The organism is Limosilactobacillus caviae, from assembly GCF_014635905.1.
Lineage (GTDB): Bacteria > Bacillota > Bacilli > Lactobacillales > Lactobacillaceae > Limosilactobacillus > Limosilactobacillus caviae.
Genome location: NZ_BMDS01000009.1, coordinates 23,852 through 46,822, shown reverse-complemented (window position 1 = coordinate 46,822; position 22,971 = coordinate 23,852). Strand labels below are relative to the sequence as shown.

Genomic DNA, 22,971 nt, shown 5'->3' with positions numbered 1-22,971 from the left:
GTGCTTAAGCTTTCGCTCAGTGACACTGAATTACTCATACTTTCACTCAGCGATACCGAGTTACTTAAGCTTTCACTCGTTGATACCGAAGTGCTTAAGCTTTCGCTCAGTGACACTGAATTACTTAGGCTTTCACTTAGTGATACCGAGTTGCTGAGACTTTCGCTCAGTGAGACGGAATTACTGAGACTTTCACTCAGCGATACCGAGGTACTCATACTCTCACTCAGTGATACTGAATTGCTTAAGCTTTCACTCAGCGAGGTTGAATTACTTAAGCTCTCGCTCGTTGATATTGAGGTACTTAAACTCTCACTCAGAGATACCGAATTACTTAAGCTTTCGCTCATTGATACTGAGTTGCTTAAGCTCTCACTCAGCGATACCGAGTTACTGAGACTTTCGCTCAGTGAAACTGAATTACTTAGGCTCTCACTCATTGATGTTGAATTACTTAAGCTTTCGCTCATTGATACCGAGGTGCTTAAACTCTCACTTAGTGATGTTGAATTACTCATACTCTCACTTAGTGAGACTGAATTGCTTAAGCTCTCACTCAGTGATACTGAATTGCTTAGACTTTCGCTCGTTGATACCGAGTTACTTAGACTTTCACTTAGTGATACCGAGTTGCTGAGACTTTCGCTCAGTGAAACTGAATTACTTAGGCTCTCACTCGTTGATACCGAGGTGCTTAAACTCTCACTCATTGAGACGGAATTGCTTAAGCTTTCACTCATTGATACCGAATTGCTTAAACTCTCACTCAGCGATACTGAGTTGCTTAAGCTTTCACTCGTTGATACCGAATTGCTTAAGCTCTCGCTCGTTGATACCGAGTTGCTTAGGCTCTCACTCATTGATGTTGAATTACTTAAGCTTTCGCTCATTGATACCGAGGTGCTTAAGCTTTCACTCATTGAGACTGAGTTACTTAGGCTTTCACTTAGTGATACCGAGTTACTGAGACTTTCACTCAACGATGTTGAATCACTTAGACTCTCACTTAGTGATACCGAGTTGCTTAAGCTTTCACTCATTGAGACTGAGTTACTTAGGCTTTCACTTAGTGATACCGAGTTGCTGAGACTTTCACTCAGCGATACCGAGGTACTCATACTCTCACTCATTGAAACTGAATTGCTTAAGCTTTCACTCAGCGAGGTTGAATTACTCATACTTTCACTTATTGACCCAGAAGTACTCATACTTTCGCTGATACTTACCGAGCCACTATTTGACGTAGAGTTACTTAGGCTTTCTGAAGCTGAGGTACTTGCTCGATTACTAATAGAATTTGATGTAGATTGACTAATTTGTTGACTTTCGGATACTGATTGTTGAGTAGAGGTTGATTGTGAAATTGCAGTACTCTCACTTGTCGAAGCGCTTGTTGATGGAATTGACCAGCTATTATAAACTACTTGGGTTGTTCCATCATCGGAAATCTTGTTAGTAATGTCCACAGCATTTTGTTGAGCGGTGCTGTCGCCATTTATCATAACCATATTTCCGGCATTCGTTGTCAACTTATCACCCGTAACTTGATCAACATTTGATGCCATGTAGTCTGATTGCTCAGCATTTCCGTTATTGACTATTCGAACACTACTATTATTAACACTAACATTAAAATTATTTGTGGTGTAAGCAAGGTTATCATATGCGGACTGGTTTGCAATCACCCCATTAGCATTCTTTAATGTCGAGTATGCATTTCCACCAGTGTTATTTAACGTAACTATTCTTGGATCGGTAATATTAACATTTATTCTGTCCGCAGAAGCAATATTATTAGAATCGATATTATCTACAGTAAGGGTAGCACTTGAATCTTTTGCAAAAGTAATGTTAGTTGTATATGAATTTTGATTCTGTGCTGCGTTTGTTGCACCCAAAGAAGCAACATTATAGTAGGTATTTGAACTGTAGGTTACAATGTTTCCATCGCCGACATAGATATTATTTGCCGAATCTAATGAATGGTTTACCGTTAAGTTAACTTGGGAGTTTGAAGCAAAGTTAATATCCTTTGGTCCTTGATTATTGATCAAAATATTAACGTGGCCGGCTTCCATATCAACTTTGGAGTTTTCACCGACAGAAATAGTATTTTGGTATCCAGAATATCCAGCGCCAACTTGGTCAATCAAAACGTTTCCACGGTTAGCACCGTTAAGGTTAACTGTTGCATTTTGACCAATGATTAAGCCATGGTCAGTTACATTCCCTTTAATTTCAATGTTGTTATTAATTTGATTAGTACCATTAACTGTAAACTGAGCACCATCATGAACAATTACGGTACCACCAACGTATACTTGGGAACTTCCAGCAGAATTAACAGTAAAAGTAGTTGTATTAATTGTTTTGCCACTCTGGTTTGTGTAACTACCGACATAGTTAATAGTAGTTTTACCCTGTACTTCAAATGTCTTATTGTTTGCAGTTGTTGTATCAGTAAATACTGCTGTTCCGCCATATGCAGTTACATTATTATAAGTTAATGTTGCAGGTCCGGCTGACGTTTCAAGGTCAAAAGCACCATACACGCCAGCATTATAAATCGTAGCATCATTAACTGTTACTGAACCATTGTTGATTATCGTACGTGATCCGTCACCATCAACATAAATACGGTGTCCCCCACCATTAATTGTAAGGTCACGATTAAGTACCGTAGTTCCGGTACTAGTAACGTCTCCCGCTAAATTAATTTCACTGATATTAGTATTAGCTAATGCTTTATTAAAATCATTACTATTATAAACCGTAACTGATTCACCATTGGCTGCTTTGGATTGGATCAGATTAGTGTTATAAAGCATGGCGGTTGCGGCAGTAGTAGCATTGTTAACGGTATTTTGCGTCAATAAACTTTGGGTAACGGATGTTTGGATTTCATCAGTTGGAAGGATAGTAGATGCATTGTCACTAATAGTACTATTCCCATTAGCCAAGGACCCGCTTACCGAAGTTAAACTAGTGCTTTCACTAGTACTGATTGAATTTGATGCAGATTGCGAAACAGTTGATGTACTAGTAGATGTGCTCGTCGACGTACTTGTAGACCCTGTTGACTGACTAGTCGAAGTTGACTTGCTGGTACTAGTGGTCGTGGACGTACTAGTAGATGTAGAACTAGTTGTGCTGGTCATAGTAGAAGCCGAGCCAGATACAGTTGAGGTGCTAGTTGAAGTTGAGCCAGCTGTTTGACTTGTTGAGGTACTAGTTGAAGTTGATCCGGATCCAATAACTTGTGAATTCTGATCAACCGTGGCAGTAGCAGCATGAGCCTCTGTTGGGCTTGTAGTGCCTACAACTCCTGCTCCCAGCAAGGTTGCCATTGTTGCAGCACCTTTTTTATAAGCATCAGGTATCGTATCATTTTTATCTTTGATTGAGTCAAGGTCGTTAAAGTTAGTAGGCTTAACTTCTTTTTTAGACCTAAAAGAGAATAGTTTAAAGAAGCGAGTTAAAGCACTAAACCAACCATGCTTAGTCTTATACAGTTTAACTTTACTTCCATTCTCCTGTTCATTCTTATACTTAGACATATAATCCACCTCTCTGCTTAATCAGCTGGCTTAATCTACTGATAAGCGATTTTATTACTTTTAAACATTGTACACCTACTAACATCAAAAATAAAACATCTTATAACAAGCTTTATTTAACAACAGTCTAATTTTTCATTTAAATAGTCATAAATAAAAAGCCGAGAAAGATACTTTCTCAGCTTTTACTAAGTAATTTTTACCTAAATCTTCGCCACAATTTCGTTTTGATAAGCCTGGTCATGCACCGCCGAAATTTCCTCATCAAAATTGAATTCTGCTGTATGCTTATTCGCCAGTTTAACTTTATGTGTAGCCCCCATTTTAAACCACTCATATTCTGAATCAATGTGACCAATATCTATCATTTGATTACCTAAGTCTTGCAAGTCATCGACAATCACTTTCGCCGTTGGTCCTAGCATTAATAAGACTAATCGATTCTCCGCATTTTCTTTAATCGCCTGTTCAATTTGATTTATTTGTTGATATGAATCTTTGGCTGGGCAAATAATCCGTTTAATTGAATTAGCATTGGCAAATAAATCGTTACCAACTCCTGATCGTGTTAAAGCCCCTTCTACAATTAATATATCTTTTTCTTCCCAAAGGCGCTTCAATTTTGCAAAAGCATCAGCACTCTTACTTTTATCAACCAGGTCAATATACGGACGTGAGATAAAAGTCGAGCCATACCAGTTATTAGTTTTTCCAATTTCCATCAAAAAATTATTATTTTTAGGGAAGAAATTAGATTCATAAAAATCTTCAGCATAGTCATTGTAACGATCTAAACCTCGAAATACGTCTGGTAAACAAACTAACGTATTATTAAAATTCCCCCGCAAAATAATATTTTTTAGTCTTTCAGCAAGCGCTGGTTCATAAGTTTGATATGGAATTGACTGCCCGCTAATTAAATCAAACTCCCCATCCCCGAAGCGAACAACTGATTTATGGCTTTCTAAAATCAGGTCTAGCGATTTATTAATATCTTTTACTTCAATATTAAATTTTGACTTAGGTTCAGTCTTGTTTTTGATTGCATCGCTAATCGCAGCTGCCATTTCGTCAATTTGACCATCATGAAATACATGATAATTATCATAATTTAATTCTTGTGATTTCGTTCGATCAAAAGCAACCATCGGGATTTTTCTATCCATTACTCTGTCAATTACTTCATTTGCTTTCGGATTGTAATTAATATCTAAATAAACATTTGCTTGATTAATCAGTTCAGTAAGTGTTTTACCCAAAATATTAGGATAAAGGGTAACGTTATCGTATTGAGTTAGCTTTAATAACAAAAATGCCATATTAGTATATGCTGCAATGTTGAAGTGAACGTTTGGTAATTTCTTTATTAATTGCTCAATGCTCTGTACCTCTGCCATATTGGTAAAAACAAAAGCTTCCCCATTAAAAGATAAACTTTTAATCTTACTCTTATCAAAACTGCCATGCTTAGAGACAATATCAGACCACTCTAAACAACGATAATGCCACCATTTATTGCGCAAGCTTGAAGTTGATGTTAAATTAAATGGCTTGTCACTAGTAACATAATGAATAATTTTAGGGTTTTTCACCTTATCTAAGAGCGACAAAATATGGTCTAAGTTATTCCAAAAAGCATCTTTTTCAAAGCCAATTTGATAATTATAAGTTAAATCTAACTCGCCAATCTGTCCCTGAAAAAAATCATTAATAACGGTTTGAGCTCCATTCAAAAGATTAGGATTCTTTCCCATGTTTATTAATGAGTTCACTACTCGCTTTTCTTTCCAACCACGATTATTTATTAGCATTACTCCAGCATTAAACAACGTGTTTTGATTGTAATCTCTCACAGCTAATAATAACTTATCTTTAAATTTAGTTTGAAAAAGTTCGTTTAGACTACTTGTAACAATTAAATCACTATCTAAATAAAGGGCCTTATCTTCTCGTACAAATTCTGGAATTAAAAATCTACCAAAAGATGAAGAGGTTATGTGCTCAAAAGAAGGATGCATAATCTGTAAACGCTCCGGATCTACTTTTGCATCGATGATACTGCTACCAATTTGAGCTAAATATTGATTCAAATTAACAAACCACTCATGCGGAATATCTGGATTAATCACATAAATTTTCACATTACGATTATGAACCATAATAGATTTTAACGTTGTCTCAATCTGATTTATATACCCACAATCACCACTTAACGCTATTACTTTCATTTTTACCTCCTCATATACATAAAAAGACCAGGAAAGCTTCCCAGTCCTAGCAATTGATTCCAGTTCAAGCTTTTAATGCATAAAATAGCTCCCAATCATTAAACCTAGTACCAAAATTAGCAGTAATGTCATCAAAACCGCACGAAAACTTTTCGGTTCTTTTTTCTTTTTATAAGGTTTTCTTTTTTCTTCTTCTACCTTGTCTAGTCGTTTTAAAGCGTCTTGTTGAGCTAAAGATGTTTTCGGGCGCTCTTCATCTTTTTTAGTCATGCTCTATTGCTCCTATCCGATTACGATAATCCTGAACACTAACCTCACTGGCTAATTTTCGCTGCGTATCAATCAATTCTTTCATTAAAGCTGGCTTCTGTAATGCATTTAGGATTCGTTCTCCCATTTGTCTTGCTTCGGTAACCTTAAAAACATTTTGCGGAGCTACGAATTGCGGTTCATGTAAAGTCTCATCAAAACCAACAATTAGCATGTTTTGCTCAAAGGCTCCCCGCACTGCATCTAAAATTTCATTCTGGTGATTGATGTCAAGGTAAATATCACAGTCAGCAATCAACTGCTTAACTCGTTGCTGGCTAACGTTGGGATAAAGTTCAACGTTTGAATATTGTTGATAAGCAAGCAATTTTTCTGACATTTCTGTAACAGCTGCAATATGAAACTTAACTTGGGGTAACTGTTTAACTAACGTCGTGGCCGCAACAATTTCGTCCGAGTTAGTAAGGATAAGTGCTTCTGGACGGAGCTTATTTCCCCGTGGATGCGGATAAATCATTCCCAGATAACTAAAATCAACGTATTTATTACCAGTCAGTGTGGGCTTCATTTGCTGCCAGTCAGAATAACGCTGAAAAATAATATGCTTTGTCCGCGTTGAATGTTCCATTAAAAATTGCATATTTCCGGGCAGTTTATTGTCTAGCAACGGTTCGTGCCAAAAGAGAGTATCTGTTCCATTATCAGGCAGGGCTAGTGTCACACTTAGACCTTGATTCAAAGTATTATAAAAAATATGATCAAGTTTAAAATCGCGAACTGTTAAATAATACTTTACAAACTCAATCCACGAAGCAAAATAACGTTTCTGGCTGTTATCAGTGAGGAAAAGACTACCAGCACGTAAGTTCCAAGCTAAAAAACACTCCTGATACTTATTATAATATTTACGCCAAATTGGCTGACCTTGCTCATAAAAAGTTGTAGCAAAGTGATAACCGTTACTATTATAGTGATCGGCCCAATTAATCTTTCCTTGTCGATCTAGCCACCGCACTTCTTTAACCTGGCGTGAATTATCATTGGAGCGATAGATAATATCTGCCCGCTTCTGGTCTAAATCGTAAACTTCTCCTTGCGAGGACGTGCTCAAAATCCGCCAATATTTTGGTACCGGCAATTGATCAAAATATAACGGTGATTTATTTTCATTATATTGACCAAAAAATTTAATTGGTGATTCAACCTCAGCCGGAAGGAAGCCATCATCATTTATCACAACCGTTGGAATTTTAATCTGGGCAGATCTTTGCGAACGGAGTAAATCAAATGTAGCTTGATCAAAATTATCAAATAGATTAAGCATGGGTATCCTCCTTTAATAACTGCTGCCATTGCTTAGCAACATTTCTCGTTAAGTAAGGTTCAGCTAACGCATAAGAATGTTCATGGAACTTAGTTAAGTCAGCAGTACTAAATGTTTTGATAATGGCATCAGTTAATGCTTTTTCCTTCTTAACATTACTCCAGTCTTCTTCATACGGTAATAGGTAGCCATTTTGCTGGTCATCAATAAAAGTTTGATTACCATATGGAACGTCAAAGCCAATCATTGAAAGACCTGAACCAACTGCTTCTAGCAAACTCAAGCCAAAGCCTTCACTAGTCGAACCAGCAATATAGGTCTCATATTGTTGATAGACTTGACTTAAATCATGCTGTCCCATTAGCTTGATATAATTATCAGCATGATTTTTTTTAATTAGTTCCTGCAATCGCCCAGCTTGACCGCCAGCACCATAGATATCAAGCGTAACATCAGAAATTACCTTGCGGGCAGCCACTACTGCAGAAATCAACCAGTCAATATGTTTTTCATTAGCCAACCGTGAAGCCGTGATTAATGAATGCTTCTTCCGTTGTTCAGTCGGTTTTATCAATTTGCTTAAACTTCCAACTGAAATGGTCGCAATCTGCGGTTGAACATGATAATAATGCTTAAACTGCTTACCTAATAATTGCCGTTGCTGATCAGTCGCTACAATAAAACAATCAACATCATTGTAGTGGGTAAATTGATATTCATAAAAATTGTTCCATAACACCTGATGCTCATTAGTATAGTGTTTATCATAGTGATCAGCATGAACTGCCACGAATAGCTTAGCCTGTCCATGATGAGCAAAAACTAGCGGACCATTAATTAATTGCTTGTCCTCATCCATTCGATCCAAAATAATAGTATCAGTTGCTTTAAAATCTAGTTGGCGCAACATTTCGCGATATAAATCACTCTTAGTGTAAAAATATTGTTGAGGAAATTCAAACAATTCCTGATTATTACTGTCAAGATGCTGGGTATAGGCGGTAGAGCCATCTTCATTATAAAATTCGCGAAATATTACGTGATTGCCTTTAGTATCCCCGCTATAGTATTCCGTTGCGTATTTCGTATAAGAATAGAAATCACGCTTAATAAGCAGGTTGTTAGCAACATAGCTCACTTGATCAATGGTCTGTTTTTGCCGATCACTATAACGCGGGATGATCGTTAATGCTTCTTGATCCGACTGATAGCGGACCTCTTTACTATCTGAGCCATTTTGTACTTTAAAGCCCCGTTGTGACAATTCTTCCTGCTCTAAAAATGAAGATAAGGGAAACGTTGATGGAGCAATTTTTATATCAGTAAAAAAATTATACAGCCAGATAATCTGATTATCATCAAAGCCAATATTTTCCGTTAAGTCGGCAATATTATTTCCTAAGATTAAATCTGAAAAAATAAATTTAGCAGGAATTTTAGCCTGGCGAAATGCCTGAGCACGGTAAGCCTGAGCATATTCAACCCCGCTGCTAGCCCAACCAATTCCTAAATTAATATTATATACAGTCATCTTATCCCTCCGTTAATTAAAATGGACGACTAAGTTATTATCATCATTTAAGCTGATATTACTTAGCATCAAATTATCCACTGTTTTTTGTGCCGCATGATCAAACATCTTTTCAAATGCTTGATAGGCTTTTTCCTGGTATAAGAAATTTGGATTACGTTGGGCATTTCCCCATGGCTGAACCCTTGTTGTTAGTTTGGATAAATAGTCCATTTGGTCCATCCAGCTACTATCAAGAGCATTAAGAAGTGCTGTCCGATAAAACTGGTTCAATTGTTGACGATTAACTAGTTTTTGCGCATGTTTTTTTAAGGTAGTCTGACAGAATTGTTCCAAATATGCTTGTAAACTAGTTGTGCTGTACTCCAGATCAGTTGGTAATTCAACAACCTCATAAGTGAAATGCTGATTCATCAAGCGCCGAAGATCATGTGCATTCCACTGCTTTTTACTAGCCAAATATAGTGCGATTCCGCGATGCAACCACTTACCTACCACTTTTTCTAGGTGCGGATTGTCCATTAACTGGTCACGGCGCTGATAAAGGTCGCGACGCTGGATCTTTAAGGCAGCTTCATTTTTATTAATGTTGCTCCGTGACATTTGCTGATTAGCCGCTACCCGATCTTTTAGCATCATAATGCTCACTTTTAAACGGGGATTTTTTAACGCCCTCTTCGTTGATCGCTTTTGCAAGTGACGATAGTAATTTTTAAATCGCTTCGTACTATTTTGCGCAAGATAGCTATCTTCAAGGGAAATATAGAATTTGCTTGATCCGGGATCACCCTGGCGTCCTGCTCGCCCAGCAAGCTGTAATTTCACCCGTGTTGGCAGCATTTCGGTCCCAATAACCGCCAAGCCACCAATTTCTTTAACTCCAGGGCCAAGTTTGATATCGGTTCCCCGCCCAGCCATATTGGTAGCGACAGTCACCGCCCCTTTTTGACCGGCATCCTTGATAATGGCAGCCTCACGTGCAATATTAAAAGCATTTAAAACATTATGCGGGATTCCGCGATCCAACAATAATTCGGAAATAATCTCAGAATTCTCTACTGAACCGGCAACTAACAAAATTGGTCGTCCAGCCTTGTGAAGCGTAATTGCCTCATCAAGCGCCTGGATTAATTTTTGGCGGGTAGTTACATAAATTTCTTCGGGATAATCATGGCGAATCACTGGTCTGCGAGTTGGAATTTGGATCACTCGCATCTTATATACTTCAAAGAATTCGTGTTCATCACTTTTAGCGGTTCCGCTCATTCCAGAGATTTTATTAAATAAACCAAATAAACTCGGAAAAGTAATCGAGGCTGCTACTTGCTGATTAGGGGTTAAGTCAACATGCTCCTTAGCTTCAATTGCTTGATGTAATCCGGTATTAACTTTAACTCCTTTTTTTAAACGACCATTAGCTTCATCAAGAAGAACAACTTCACCCTCACTAACCAAATAATCATGGCCGTTTTTCATAATAAAATGCGCTCGTAATGCTAATGCAATATGTCGATAAATTTCACGCGTTTCATTGGTAAACAAGTCAGGAACTCTGAAAAATCGTTGTGCTTGGCGAATACCGTGAAGAGTTAGCCAAACTGCATTCTGATCTTCATTTAATTTATAGTCTATTTTAGGTTGAAGAGTATGTACAAATTCATCAGCAAGTCCATATAGATTTGATTGCACAGTTGGCCGGCTTGACACTACAAAAGGTGATGTTGCTTCATCTAACAGGATTGCATCAACTTCATCGATAATAACATAGTTAAATAGCCGTAAATACTGATCTTCTCGCCGGGTAGCTAGGTTATTAAAGAGGTAATCAAAGGCTAAACTACTAGCAGTGGTATAAGTAATATCAGCATTATACCAACTACGCTTAATTTCTGGTGTTGCCTTTTTATTATCTGTTGAAAAGCCCAGACTCACCGTTAGTCCTAACCACTCATAGACTGGCTGTAGTTGTTCCTTATCGCGCCGAGCAAGATAATCATTTGGTGTTAGTAACATTGCCCCTTTACCGGTTAAAGCATTTAAGTATAACGGCATCGTTGCCGTCAATGTCTTCCCTTCGCCCGTCTTCATTTCTGCAATATTACCCTGATTTAAGACAATGGCACCCATTACTTGGACATCATAGGGAAACATTCCCAAAATACGATAGTCCGCTTCCCGAATAGTAGCAAAAGCACGGGGCAAGATATCATCAACTGTCTTACCATTGGCTAATTCGCGCTTTAAAAATTGTGTCTGGGACTGAAGCTCCTCGTCACTCATTGCGCGCATCTGGGAGGTTAAGGCATTAACCTTATGTAAAATGCGTTTAATTTTTACTAAACGATAACTATCATATACCATTGACTATTCTTCTTTCGAATTAATTTTTTGAATTGTAGAAAAAATAATTGGCCAATCAGGATTAACCAACACTGATGAGCTCCAAAATAACGGCACTACTACAGGATAAGTCACATCGGCAAGGTCAGAATTAGAAGTTACACGGTTAGTAACCACAGCTGTAATCGATGGAATTGCCATTTTTAAGCTTAGCGCAACATGATCAAGCGCTGAAGTCGTACTAATCACATTAGCGTTTAATTCGCGACTATTAATCAACCAGCTTTTTATTGTCTCTACGGAATCGGCATTTGATTGCCAGGCAATACTAATCGGTTGAACCCGATATGGGCTATAATCCTCAAGCTCTCCCAAGGTTTTACGCGTCCGTTTACTATCAGCAACTAATAAAACATTCAACTTTCCTGGCTTATTTTCATTTAGCAGATTATGGATCCAAACATCTTCATGCACGGTTACCGGAAGATCAGCATCGCAAATTTCAAAGCGTTGAAAAGTCAAATCAGTGAGTCCGTTGTTAATTAATTCAACCCGATACTGTACAGCTGATGCCGGATAAACAAATTCAAGCGCCTTTTGCTGAAATTCTAAATGACTAATCTCATGTTCTTGAGCATCAAAAAAAGTTATCCGTACAATCAAGGAATAAATGGGCTTCGCTTGAGCATTTACCCGTAGCCGATAACGATGATCATTGCGCAATATTGGTAATTGGGGAACTAATTTTGTTGCTTGGTATGAATGTACCGATTCCCATGCCATAATGACCTTGCCAGGAGCCATAAGAGAGTTATGAAACTCAACACTTGCATCATCATTAATTGTTACCTGTGAGCCAGCAGGATATTCATTAGTTGGTTCCCAATAACCTTGATTAACATACTGTTGCATTCTTAGCCTCCTCTTCCAAATGCCTGATTAATTTCCGCTAACCTACTAATAAACCAGTAAACTACCGATGGATCATCATTATGACGGCCTGGAAAACCTTTGCTAACAAATAATGGAGCTTGTTGGATTGCCTCGTTAGTTTGCATTCGCGGTACCGCTAGATCATCGTAATCATCATTAGCCATGTAGCCGACATAAAAGCGCGTCTGGGTTAAATCATTTTTATCCATCAATTTCCAAAAATCAGTGTCGAGTTGCGTTAATTGCGTAGCCGTTAATTCTGATACTAGTTGACGGTCAATGTCAAAAATCGTATCAAATTCATCAGGACGTTGTAACCTAGCACGAATAGCTACTCGGCCTAGATTAACGGTTGGCTTAGCAACATTAATCGCGTAAGCTGACAACTGCGCTCCTAATTTAATAGCCGGATAGGTTCCCATCGAGATTCCATTCATTACTAACTGTTGGCGGCTAAATCCTAATTTTTTCAAGGTTTTAGTAATTGTAGCCTTAATTTGATTCTCAATCGCCTTGCCAGTATAAAATTGGCCAACCATCAAGCGCGGGTCAGTAAATAATAATGCTGGTGTATGATTACGGCGAAAAAGCGGGTAAGCTTCAAAACCTTCTAGTTCTCTTGCCCCTGAAAAATAAACATGTAACGGCGGTCGCAAGTCCCCAGGATTAAAATAATAAGCAATATCAGCACCGGTATCAGGATCTACCAAACGTTTACCCCCTGGTAGGAATTCTCCTTTTCCATCCCTAGACCAGCGTGAATGTAACATCCCAATAGTAAGTTCGCCTTTTCCCATTACTTCAAGTCCCACGCTAGCAAATCGATGAGTCTTCACTGGTTTTAGCGGCAGTATTTGTTCTTCATCAGCCGTTGAAAAATCCAGAAGATAGTTATTAGCTAAATTTCCATCTCCTCCACCTTCCTGAATAAATAACCGTAAGCGAACTTTGACATCTGTCTCATGATTATATTCAAGATTAAATTTCAACAAGCGGTTAGGATCAATATAAATTTGTTGACGGTAATTTCCTATCTTTACCCAATGATTAGTATCAACAGCAACCCGAAGATGACCGCCATCAATTAGGGTACTTTTAACCGAACCAAGCAATAAATTAGTTGGCGGAATCCGCATTCCTGACTGTCCGGAAAAATAACGAATAGTCAAATTATTAATTAGTTCTTGCGGTTCTTCAACAATCTGTCGTGCCTCTTGACAAGCTAAAAAATGTTGGCCAGCCGGACTTAGCTCTTTCTCCGCTAACGGCTCATATAATACACGGTAGGGATCAACCTGCCAGTGCAGTTTCTCCCATAGATAATCAGTTAATTGGACACCGGAAGTAATAATAACAAGGTCAAATCGTTTAACTTTCTCTAATGGATACTGGTTGTAAATCCAAGTAATTTCACTTGGAAGATGGTACTTATCGGCCCAATTTTCTGCACCAAGCTGTAAAACCTGCACTTATATCATCTCACTTTTTTAATAGTGGCTGCCATTTAGTCATTAATTCAGCAGCGGAATACTGGTTCATTAGTTGAACATCGTAAACTAATGATTGATTCCAGTGTTTTAAGTTACCAATAAAATAATTTAAGCCGTCGTTAATATCAGGGATAGTTGAACAAATAATCCCATTTTTATAATCCTTAACCCGCCGATTAGGTTGCCGGCATAATTGTGGTATTCCGGTGCTAATAGCAGTGATCTGTAAAAACTCATCAAGCGTTGTTCCCCAGTCAATTATTATTCGTAGCGTGTCGAACTGCCGACCAATCTCAGCTGGGGTTGTAATTCTTTGAGCATCAATGGATAATTTAGGAATTTCCGTCTGCTTGGTTAGAATTTCTTCAACTTCATCAGGAGCTTCACTAGCAAGAATGAACTCGCCCTGGTGTTTATTTTTTAGCTGGTTAATACAATTTTGAGCTAATTGCATTTTTTCAACACTATAGGTCAAAATAGTTAAAGCTTCAGCAGCCGGTTTCTTGACTAACCGTTGATAGATTAATTCGACGACTTGATGAACCTCCTCATCAGTCATATTTTCAATAAATAAGCCTATTCGCTCTTGGCTTAATCGCTGACTGTGCCCTAGGTTAAAGCGAGATTGAAAAAGCGGGATGATCGGTGCATCAATATCCGTTTGCTGCTTTATGACCGCGTGTGTTTCTTCATTGTCAGCTAATAGTTTTAACCTATCACTACTTTTATCATTGATTTTTGCTAGGCTCTGCTGGTAGGGATGCCAGTGGCTAAGCGAAAACAATGGCTGATATTGCAGGTATTTAGTCGGATTAATTTGAGCTTGGTCGTCTAAAGTCACAATTAAATTGTCCTCGCCAAGATTAAAGCGGGATAGCAAACGATCTTGAATTACTTCAACTATCAATTCGCTTAAATGATCATAATGCAACTGTTTGGTTAGACTTGAAAACAGATCATTCACTTCTACCTGATCTGTGCTGAGATTATGTTTAATTCGCCAATAGCCTTGTTCATCATAGTAAATATGTTGAACTGGCTGGTCATGGTCATCAAATAACTCTTCACGGGAAACAAAGCCCCGACTATCGAGCAACAAACGACGAGTATGCTTGTCATTAACAAAATAATCAACCCAGAGAATTTTACCTTGTGTATCAAATGTTATTTTGGCATAAAGGCGTCCCTTTACTATTACTATTATTCGGAAACTAGTAAAGTCAAAATATGCATCGGCCGGCCAAGTAAAATCACGGTAAGTTACTATCTGATTATCCAGATGATCAATTCCTTGCAAATAATCAAAAACATTCAAGATTTCGGACGGGGAAACCGTTAATTGATTTAATTTAGTCGATAATTGTGGTTGATAATCCGTAATTACTAATGAATATGGCACTTGACTTTCTTGAAAAACTTTAATATGACTAACCGCATCATCAAATTCAATTCGTGGAATAGTCCAACTCCAGTCATCAAGCAGCCGATGCCAGGCAGGAACTAGGTAATTCATAATTATTCTTCTTTCATTAATCGTTCATATTTTAATGGGAACATCAATACTAAGAGCTGGTCTTTGATTCCTTGCATAAACATTACAATCATGATCATGTTCATTGGAATGATTGCAAGACCGGCAAAATTGCCTAAAACCTGTCCTCCCAGCAAACCAAAGCTAAGCTGTACTGCATTTAAAACTGCGCCTACGAAGGCAATATGGAGGAGAACATGTTGTAAATATTTTCTTGTCGGTTCACCAGGGCGAATACCTAAAATATAGTTATTGCCTTGCAGCATCACCTTTGCTTGTGCCTTAGGATCAAATTGAACAAATGTAAAAAAGTAAAATAAGGCAAAAGCTAGTACCCCACTTACTACCATATCAAAATAAGGATTAGCAAATAACGATTCAGGTCCTAAAACATTAGCTAATATAGTTGGTACCATCAATAGGGACATTCCTACCATATAGGTCATCATTGCTCCCATGTTTAAACCAATTGGTAAGATAATAGGACGGTCATGACTGCTCATTGAAGTATTAATCATTTTCAAAGGATAATAGGCGCGGTTAAAGGATATCCAAAAAACTAAGACAATACAACCAGCAATTGCCGCAAGTGATAACCAGAGCGGCCCATAAGCCTGCTGAGCTAAATTTTTAATCGATCGTAAAAGTGTTGGAAATGATCCAGAAATAATATTAAATAAAATTAAAGTAATGGTTCCGCCAATACCAAATTTCATATTCATATTTCCTAGCCATACTACAAACATACTTCCCGTAGTAAGCATCAAGATAACTGCTAAACTATCCGCTACCCCTGTAGTAATATTTAATCCAAGCGTCACAGCTGTTGATTGAATGATTGCAAAGCCTAAAGTCAGCCATTGTTGGATTCTCATTAATTGGTTCATCGAAAGAGTATCAAAGTAAAAAAACCGCAGCATCGTCAATAATTGAATAATTAGCATGGCAATCATTAAAGGATTTAATCCCACCATGAACAGCGATAGACGCTGAAAGTCTCCCCCACTCATAAAGCTCATAATTCCAACTGAACTATGTGCCAGTACATGGCGAAAAGTAGCTGAAGTCCTTGCTAATGGTACAGGGACAGTACACCCAAGGATATAAACAGCTAAGATAAACAGCGTCATCCCAACTCGATTAATTAGATTCTTTACTTGCGTTTTCTCTATCACGATTATTCCTCATATCTATTGATTATTGTTAACATAAATCAAACTAATAGCTCTACGATTTATTATAAGTTTGCTGATTTTGCATCACATACTGGAATAATAACTGAAATTTTTCCTTTCAAATTTCAACTATTTCCTTTTTATGTTAGTAATATAGGTCAAATACTGCTTCTGTTAGAGCTTTTTTGGTAAAGTATCCTTCTCGGATTAGACGAGCAAAGTCATTTACCCGCTGAACCATCTGATTATATGATTGGTCATCCATCCCTTGTACTTTTGCCATCGCTTCATCTAAATTATCAGCTACAATTCCTAAACCTTTGCGCAAAATCGTTTCACTTTCAGCAATGTTCTCATTAACAATAACTGGTAACCCTGCTGCTAAATAGGTACTCAGTTTATGATTAGCATTAAGGTGCATATATTTTTTCCAATATGATTCATTAGACCAAACTAACCCAAATCCGCCATTATGCCGTAGCTTTGATAACAAAACCGGGTCTGATTGCCATCCCATGAACTTGATATTATCCATTGGGTCGATATCAATTACCTTTGCAAAAGCATATAGGGGATTCTCAGGGTAATTCCAGTGCCCTACCAATTGAAACTTTTCAAGATTTCCAGCCAAATTGATTACCCCTGTATTTTGCGGTGTCACTGTCAAGTCAACACTAGCACAGTGATCCCACATGTGCTGTAACACTACTTTTTCCACCATCAATCCCTTTGTACGAAGGAAATCGACCATTGGCTGTGAAGGGGCGATAATTAAATCAGCCTTATTATAATAGTCAATAAATTGCGGCATTAAGTAACGGTTTGATTCAAACATTAACGGAATAATATCATGAATAAAGATAATCTTCTTAACGTTATAAGGTGCTAAATGATCAATGAAGGCTTGGTCCCATTCAATCGAATTCCAGCTTGGCGACTGGAAAATAACTGTATCATTATTAGAGACTGAGGCAATAATGCCGTCGAACCGTGTGTCTAAAGCAACTGGTGGCTCATCTGGCCAACTATAACTATAAATTCCAAGTTCATTAAAGCCAAGTTCGCGACCAATTTGGGCAGTTTGATTTTGCGCTATTTGTGCTGTACTTTGGAAACTTTGACCATAAAGATTAGTAATATGAACTGTCAATGATAATTCCTCCGTCAAATTTAATTAGTTATTATAATAAGTGATTATCGTAATAAACTAATGATACCATAACATCCGCCTTCATTAAAAACTCAGGATTAAAAACTCAGGATTTCTAAGCGATGGTTTCAAAAGTTAATAGGCTGATAAGTTAACATCAACCCTCCCTATCAAAAAAGCGTCCTCTAAATATAAAGGTTTTTTCACCAATCTACTTAGAGGACGCTATAATTTTAGTTTGTTATAAAGTTTTTGTTAATCCCTTCTTAAAATCATCAATTTCTCTTTCGTCGTTTTCCCAAACTAATACCAAATAGTCCAAGGAATGCACCAAGAATTATCCGCCAAATACTTTGATGCTGGTTACCGGTTTGTGGTAATTTTTCGGTTGTTGACGGTTGACTTGTATTATCAGCAGCCTTTTCGCTAGCTGTTGCATGAACCGTCACTGGTACAGCAGGTTCACTAACAACTGTCTTAGCAGCTTGCGGCTGGGTAGCACTATCAGGAATACCCTCTGAAGCTGGTGTTGCTGACGCTGTCGATGGTACATTGCTAGTTGGAACAGCAGGCTGCTCTGGTAAGCTTGGGACATCTGAACTTGGCGTTGCAGATGATGGCGGTACTGTTGGCTTTTCAGGTATTACTGGAATATTTGAATCCGGTACCGCTGATGAGCCTGGTACACTAGCAGAAGATGAGGTTGCCGGTACATCAGACTTCGGCGTATCACTCGGTTGAGCTGGCGTACTCGATGAAGTTTCTGAAGAGGTTGGCGTATTTGGATTAATCGGCACAACTGGCGTATCAGGCTTTTCAGGTGTTGTGTGCGGAACAATCGGCTTTCTAGAATACAAGACAATAAAATGAAGGTCTTGACTGTCAGCAGTTACATATTGCTCGCCAATTTGCAGAGTTTCAGTAACATAGCCATCAACCAATGGCGAAATAACTGGTGTAAAGTGATTGTTTACCGGTTCCCATGCTTGCCAGCTAGTCTTTCCTGTTACTTGGTCTACTACCCCGTTACGAGTGAAAACAATTGGGGCTGCATGATATGTTGGGGCTGCTATTCCGCCATCCACAAATTGATAACGAATATCTTCATTAATTACTCGCTGATCCGTTACCTTCTTAGTTCCATGAGCTAAGTGAATAACAACATTTAAATCATGATCTGCAAATGTGCTTGGTAGCTGTTCCTGACTAACAAGCTTATAACCTAGTTGCTCATAATGCATTCCCGCGTTTTGATAAGCTTCATTGATTGCAAGCGGTAATTGCTCATCAGCATATCCTGTCCCTAGTTGAGCGTGATTGATCAGGGTTAGGTTTGTTGTGTCATCAATTACTGAATAAGTAATTTTATGCGGTTCAGCAGTATAATTTACAGTTACTTCAATTGGCTGTGCTCCCTGAATTGCAAGTTCATTAGCAACTATTGCTTGGTCAGGAGTATAGCCATTAATTGATGGTGAATCAACCGCAGCAAAGCTTGTTAAATCCGCTTCGGTTACGGTATTGCCATCTTTAACCGTTTTAGATTGTAATGCCTGCCACTCGCCACGATTAATTTCTTTAGTAACTTCATTAGTTTTCACTGAACGAGCGAAAGTTACTAATTGTTGAACGTCAGGAGCAGCTGTTTGACCCTTGCGCGGACCGTTTGCATATACATAATGAATTGTTCGCAGTGTGTTGGTCCGTTCTTCACTTAATTTGATTTGCGGTTGATAGTATACCTTGATACTTTGACTTGGCTCTAATGCCGTTGGGTTACCAGCCAAAACGACCGGATAGTCATTGCCGCTTTCATTTTCTGCAGACCCGTAGCCATAATAGCTAAGATCTGGGTTAGGAGAAGCAGGCCAACCACCGTTTACCAATTTCCAAGCTTGATCCGCATCCCCTGCCGGCACTTCAATCAAGTAATTTCCATTATGATCTTGCTTTTCATCCATTGTATAGCCAATAACTTGGTGATCTGGACCAGCAACAATTGCCTGGCGCAAGAACGTTGCCCGTTGCATTACCGGTTCAGTAATACCATCGATCATAATTTGTTTACCCGTTGAACGATCGTAATAAGTAATTGTTCGGGTAGTCGTTTGCCGTTCAGCCTGCAAGCTATTCTTTAGCAAAATATGAATTACAATATTCTGATCTTCATGTGTAAAAATCGTTGGCAGCTTATCTTGGCTAACAATGATATAACCCAATTGTTGGTAGTGACTAATTACCGTTCTGTAAGTATTATCGGCACCTGCTGGTAATTTCTCTTCAGCAAAACCGCTTGCTAATGCTTGATGATCAACCAATGTCTTGCCATCTGTATCATCAATTACAGTATAGGTAACAGCATTTGGTGCCGTTTTGTAGTTAACGGTAACGAGTATATCCGCATCACCTGGTTTTACTTGAAAAGCTGCTACTGCTTCTTGATCCGGAACGTAGTATTTAATAGCCGGCGAAACAACAGTGGCAAAGTGGTCGTTAGTCGCAGTCCAATTTCCGTATTCAGTATTGCCAGTTACCTGATTAACACTCTTGGTACGTTCAAATACAACTTGTTGGTGCTTACTTGGCGCAGCCTCCTTACCCTTGGACAGACCATTTGCATACACGTAATTAATTGTCCGCGTTGTTACTGCCTGCTCATTAGTGGTTAACACCTTTTCTGGATAAAAGACTTTGATTTCTTTATCCGCGGTTAAAGCAGTTGGTTGCTCCGCTGCGACTTCGGGATAAGATTGACCACTTTCATTTTCTGCTAAGTCATAGCCCTTGGCAGTTAAGACCGGGTTAACTGAAACGGCCCAGTTACCAGCAGATAGTTGCCAGGCTTTATTGCCATCTTTTTCCTCAACAATATAATTACCATTCTTGTCTTGCTTTCCATTAAGCGTGTAACCAACAACAGTTCCATTGGTCCCGCTAATAATTGCCTGGCGGGTAAATGTAACAGTTTGTATAACCAGTTTAATGGCGAGTTGTTTACCCGTATTCTTGTCATAGTAAGTAATCGTCCGTGTTACTTGATGCTTATCAGTTTGTAGTTGATTTTTCTTAGCAATATAAATCGTCACATTTTGATTAACACTTGTGTCATTATCAAAAGTTACTGGCAACTTATTTGCTTTAACAAGGTAATAACCCGCGGCAAGATAGCCATCAATAATCTTTTGGTAATCATTTGCAGTTGATGCAGGCAATGCTTCATCGCTTAATCCCTTTGCTAATAAAACACGGTCTTTTAAAACTGCTTTGGTATCATCATCAATAACCGTATAGGTAAGTAATTGCGGATCTGCAACATAATAAACGGTGATATCAATATTTGGCGAATCATGCTGAACAGTTATCTTGTCAATCGCCTTTACAGGATTACCGCTCTCATCGACCGCATGAAATCCTGCAATCTCTGGAACATCCACAGCATCAAAAGTATCGTTAACAGGGGTCCAAGCTTGCCATGTACCATTTTCGTTGATTCGCGCAAACCCTAATTCAGCAGTATATTTTGGTGCCGCTTCGTTCCCGCTATCCTTAAATACATAGTGAATAGTTTCTTTAACCTGCCGATTTTCAACGTTGTTTACAGTTCCTGTCAATAAGCCACTGTTGCTTGTCACGTCATCACGGTAAACATATGGTTGGATATAATAACCTGCTTGCTGATTGAGAAGTTCTTGCCCTTGATTATTAGTGACTATTAATCTCCACGGATGCTGTTCAAGGAAGCTTTGTAATCCGGTGTTACGTAATGCGACTCCCTGGTAATACCCCTTCGTTAGTATCCGATCTTCATCAGGACTCTTGATATTCTCAGGCGGCAATACACCGTTTAAATCTTTAGGCTGCCAGCTAATTAAACCGATGCCGCTATCTTTCTTAAATCCTTGATAATTACCATCGATTGTAATCGTATAGGTTCTTGTCAAGCCATCACTAGCATCCTTACTCTCAACAGTAACCCGCGGAGGAAGCGCTGAAATCATTTTCCGCGTAATATATGTATCGGTAGCTCCCGTAACTGGATCTAGGTTGTAATCTTGAAAATCAGTAATAACACTCTTTTCAATCGCTGTCTTTACATCATCATTACTGATAAATTGATAATCTACATAATCATTTTGTGCCGGCTTGGTTACAGTAATCTTAAATTGCCGCCCGAGTTCAATCCCATCCGCATTTTGACTAGCTAATCCTACAGCTTCCACATGATCAGGATAACGAAGCGCCTCATCTCCTAAGGTCCACTCCTGAGTTTGCAGGTTATAATACCAAGTATGTGCCGCATACTTACTTGCACTTTCTGGCAGAATAGTCTGATTAAAGTTATCTTTTAGGTTTGCCTTTGCGACGATTGGAATCTTAAATCCGCTGGTAAATTTTTTATCACCGATTTGAATATCATTCTCTGGCACTAAAATCCGCGGGACAGCAGCCGTGGCTGAATACAGATGGAAGTACCGGGTGTCTAAGGGTGCCTCATCAAGATCAAAGCCAGTAATATTATGCCAGGTCAAATTAAAATGCATCCGTGCCATTGAAAGGTTTGCATCACCGTACTGGGATTTAATATTTGTGAGATTATCATTGAAAACTATTTGATAAGAATCATTTGCCCCGCCGTTACCATTACTTCCGAGGCTATTATCATTAGTAGCTGGCCGCCAAGTTACATTTTGCGGATCAGGCACCGGTGATTGGTGATTTGAAACCGCATATGAACGATTATTAGCAGTTATTGGACGCATGTAACCAATAACTGAAGAATAGTTTTGCCCGCTAGTCGTTTGATATTCAACGTTAATCGGTACCGGCTGACTAGCACTGCCGCCATAAGACAAAGTATATTGCTGATTGTTTGCCGTTAAGCGGTATGGTATTCCCATCGAAACATTGATATAGTCACCCGCTTTAATATCATGATGGGCAATATCAACATTAAGGTCAAATGATAAATTTGTTTGACCTGTATGATCTGTACCATTGCCTTGTAATGAACTAGCCTTAACATTATTAACAGTGTATGCTGAATCATCAACCGGAACAGTTGCCTTTATATCATCGACAGCTGTTGAGGAAGCAGCTGGCTGATCATTACCAGCAGTTGGTGTAGACACTAATGCCGGTACCGGGGTTGAAGAACTATCCATCGTTACGGATTGATTATTTGACATATCGGCATGCGCGATCTCACCATTGAGCCCCATCGCAATACTTGTCCCTAGCAAGACCGAGGCAACACCAATACTTAATTTCCGTAATGCAAAGCGTTGAGTTAATGGCATCCGTTTAGCCAATCGCTCAACCTGGTTATTTTTTGAAGTCAATACAAACTCCTCCCATAAGTTACAGTAAAATCTTTACTGATCGATCCATTAATAAAAGAAGGTTAATTATTAGTCAACAGGAGTCGATTAATAAGTATTTATT

General features: G+C 38.6%; 12 protein-coding genes. All 12 read right to left on the bottom strand.

Features of this window, described 5'->3' with window-relative positions; translation table 11 throughout:
• On the bottom strand, nucleotides 1–3,557 hold a 3,557-nt coding region (locus IEU90_RS10060; protein WP_188358082.1), incomplete at its 3' end, for a serine-rich glycoprotein adhesin.
• 203 nt (nucleotides 3,558–3,760) lie between these two features.
• Nucleotides 3,761–5,785 carry an SP_1767 family glycosyltransferase gene (locus IEU90_RS10055; protein ID WP_188358081.1) on the bottom strand — a complete coding sequence of 675 codons (2,025 nt, stop codon included), beginning with the start codon at nucleotides 5,783–5,785 and terminating at the stop codon, nucleotides 3,761–3,763.
• A 72-nt stretch (nucleotides 5,786–5,857) separates the two neighbouring features.
• Complete coding sequence (locus IEU90_RS10050) at nucleotides 5,858–6,055, bottom strand: hypothetical protein (RefSeq protein ID WP_153710650.1); 198 nt, start codon at nucleotides 6,053–6,055, stop codon at nucleotides 5,858–5,860.
• A complete protein-coding gene (gtfB, locus tag IEU90_RS10045) occupies nucleotides 6,048–7,379 on the bottom strand; it encodes an accessory Sec system glycosylation chaperone GtfB (RefSeq protein ID WP_153710651.1) in 1,332 nt (443 codons plus the stop codon). Before gtfB ends, IEU90_RS10050 begins: the two co-directional genes overlap by 8 nt.
• Entirely contained in the window at nucleotides 7,372–8,910 is a 1,539-nt protein-coding gene (gtfA, locus tag IEU90_RS10040; RefSeq protein WP_188358080.1) for an accessory Sec system glycosyltransferase GtfA, read from the bottom strand. The genes gtfB and gtfA overlap by 8 nt, the downstream gene beginning before the upstream one ends.
• 12 nt (nucleotides 8,911–8,922) lie before the next feature.
• Nucleotides 8,923–11,271 carry an accessory Sec system translocase SecA2 gene (gene secA2 / locus IEU90_RS10035; protein ID WP_153710653.1) on the bottom strand — a complete coding sequence of 783 codons (2,349 nt, stop codon included), beginning with the start codon at nucleotides 11,269–11,271 and terminating at the stop codon, nucleotides 8,923–8,925.
• A 3-nt stretch (nucleotides 11,272–11,274) separates the two neighbouring features.
• Nucleotides 11,275–12,162 (bottom strand): accessory Sec system protein Asp3, encoded by an 888-nt coding sequence (asp3, locus tag IEU90_RS10030; protein WP_188358079.1) that lies wholly within the window; start codon nucleotides 12,160–12,162, stop codon nucleotides 11,275–11,277.
• 2 nt (nucleotides 12,163–12,164) lie between these two features.
• The gene (gene asp2 / locus IEU90_RS10025; RefSeq protein ID WP_188358078.1) at nucleotides 12,165–13,652 is read right to left on the bottom strand and encodes an accessory Sec system protein Asp2; all 1,488 of its coding nucleotides are present in this window, start codon (nucleotides 13,650–13,652) and stop codon (nucleotides 12,165–12,167) included.
• A 10-nt stretch (nucleotides 13,653–13,662) separates the two neighbouring features.
• Entirely contained in the window at nucleotides 13,663–15,186 is a 1,524-nt protein-coding gene (gene asp1 / locus IEU90_RS10020; RefSeq protein WP_153710655.1) for an accessory Sec system protein Asp1, read from the bottom strand.
• Nucleotides 15,187–15,188: 2 nt separating this feature from the next.
• Nucleotides 15,189–16,379: an accessory Sec system protein translocase subunit SecY2 gene (secY2, locus tag IEU90_RS10015; protein WP_188358077.1), complete on the bottom strand. Its 1,191-nt coding sequence runs from the start codon at nucleotides 16,377–16,379 to the stop codon at nucleotides 15,189–15,191.
• 145 nt (nucleotides 16,380–16,524) lie between these two features.
• Nucleotides 16,525–17,529 (bottom strand): sugar transferase, encoded by a 1,005-nt coding sequence (locus IEU90_RS10010; protein WP_153710656.1) that lies wholly within the window; start codon nucleotides 17,527–17,529, stop codon nucleotides 16,525–16,527.
• Nucleotides 17,530–17,804: 275 nt separating this feature from the next.
• Nucleotides 17,805–22,868 (bottom strand): mucin-binding protein, encoded by a 5,064-nt coding sequence (locus IEU90_RS10005; RefSeq protein WP_188358076.1) that lies wholly within the window; start codon nucleotides 22,866–22,868, stop codon nucleotides 17,805–17,807.
• Nucleotides 22,869–22,971 lie beyond the last annotated feature (103 nt).

Coding starts and splice junctions, on each gene's coding strand:
- IEU90_RS10055 (WP_188358081.1), bottom strand. CDS start 5,785: ATGAAAGTAATAGCGTTAAGTGGTGATTGTGGGTATATAAATCAGATT.
- IEU90_RS10050 (WP_153710650.1), bottom strand. CDS start 6,055: ATGACTAAAAAAGATGAAGAGCGCCCGAAAACATCTTTAGCTCAACAA.
- gtfB (WP_153710651.1), bottom strand. CDS start 7,379: ATGCTTAATCTATTTGATAATTTTGATCAAGCTACATTTGATTTACTC.
- gtfA (WP_188358080.1), bottom strand. CDS start 8,910: ATGACTGTATATAATATTAATTTAGGAATTGGTTGGGCTAGCAGCGGG.
- secA2 (WP_153710653.1), bottom strand. CDS start 11,271: ATGGTATATGATAGTTATCGTTTAGTAAAAATTAAACGCATTTTACAT.
- asp3 (WP_188358079.1), bottom strand. CDS start 12,162: ATGCAACAGTATGTTAATCAAGGTTATTGGGAACCAACTAATGAATAT.
- asp1 (WP_153710655.1), bottom strand. CDS start 15,186: ATGAATTACCTAGTTCCTGCCTGGCATCGGCTGCTTGATGACTGGAGT.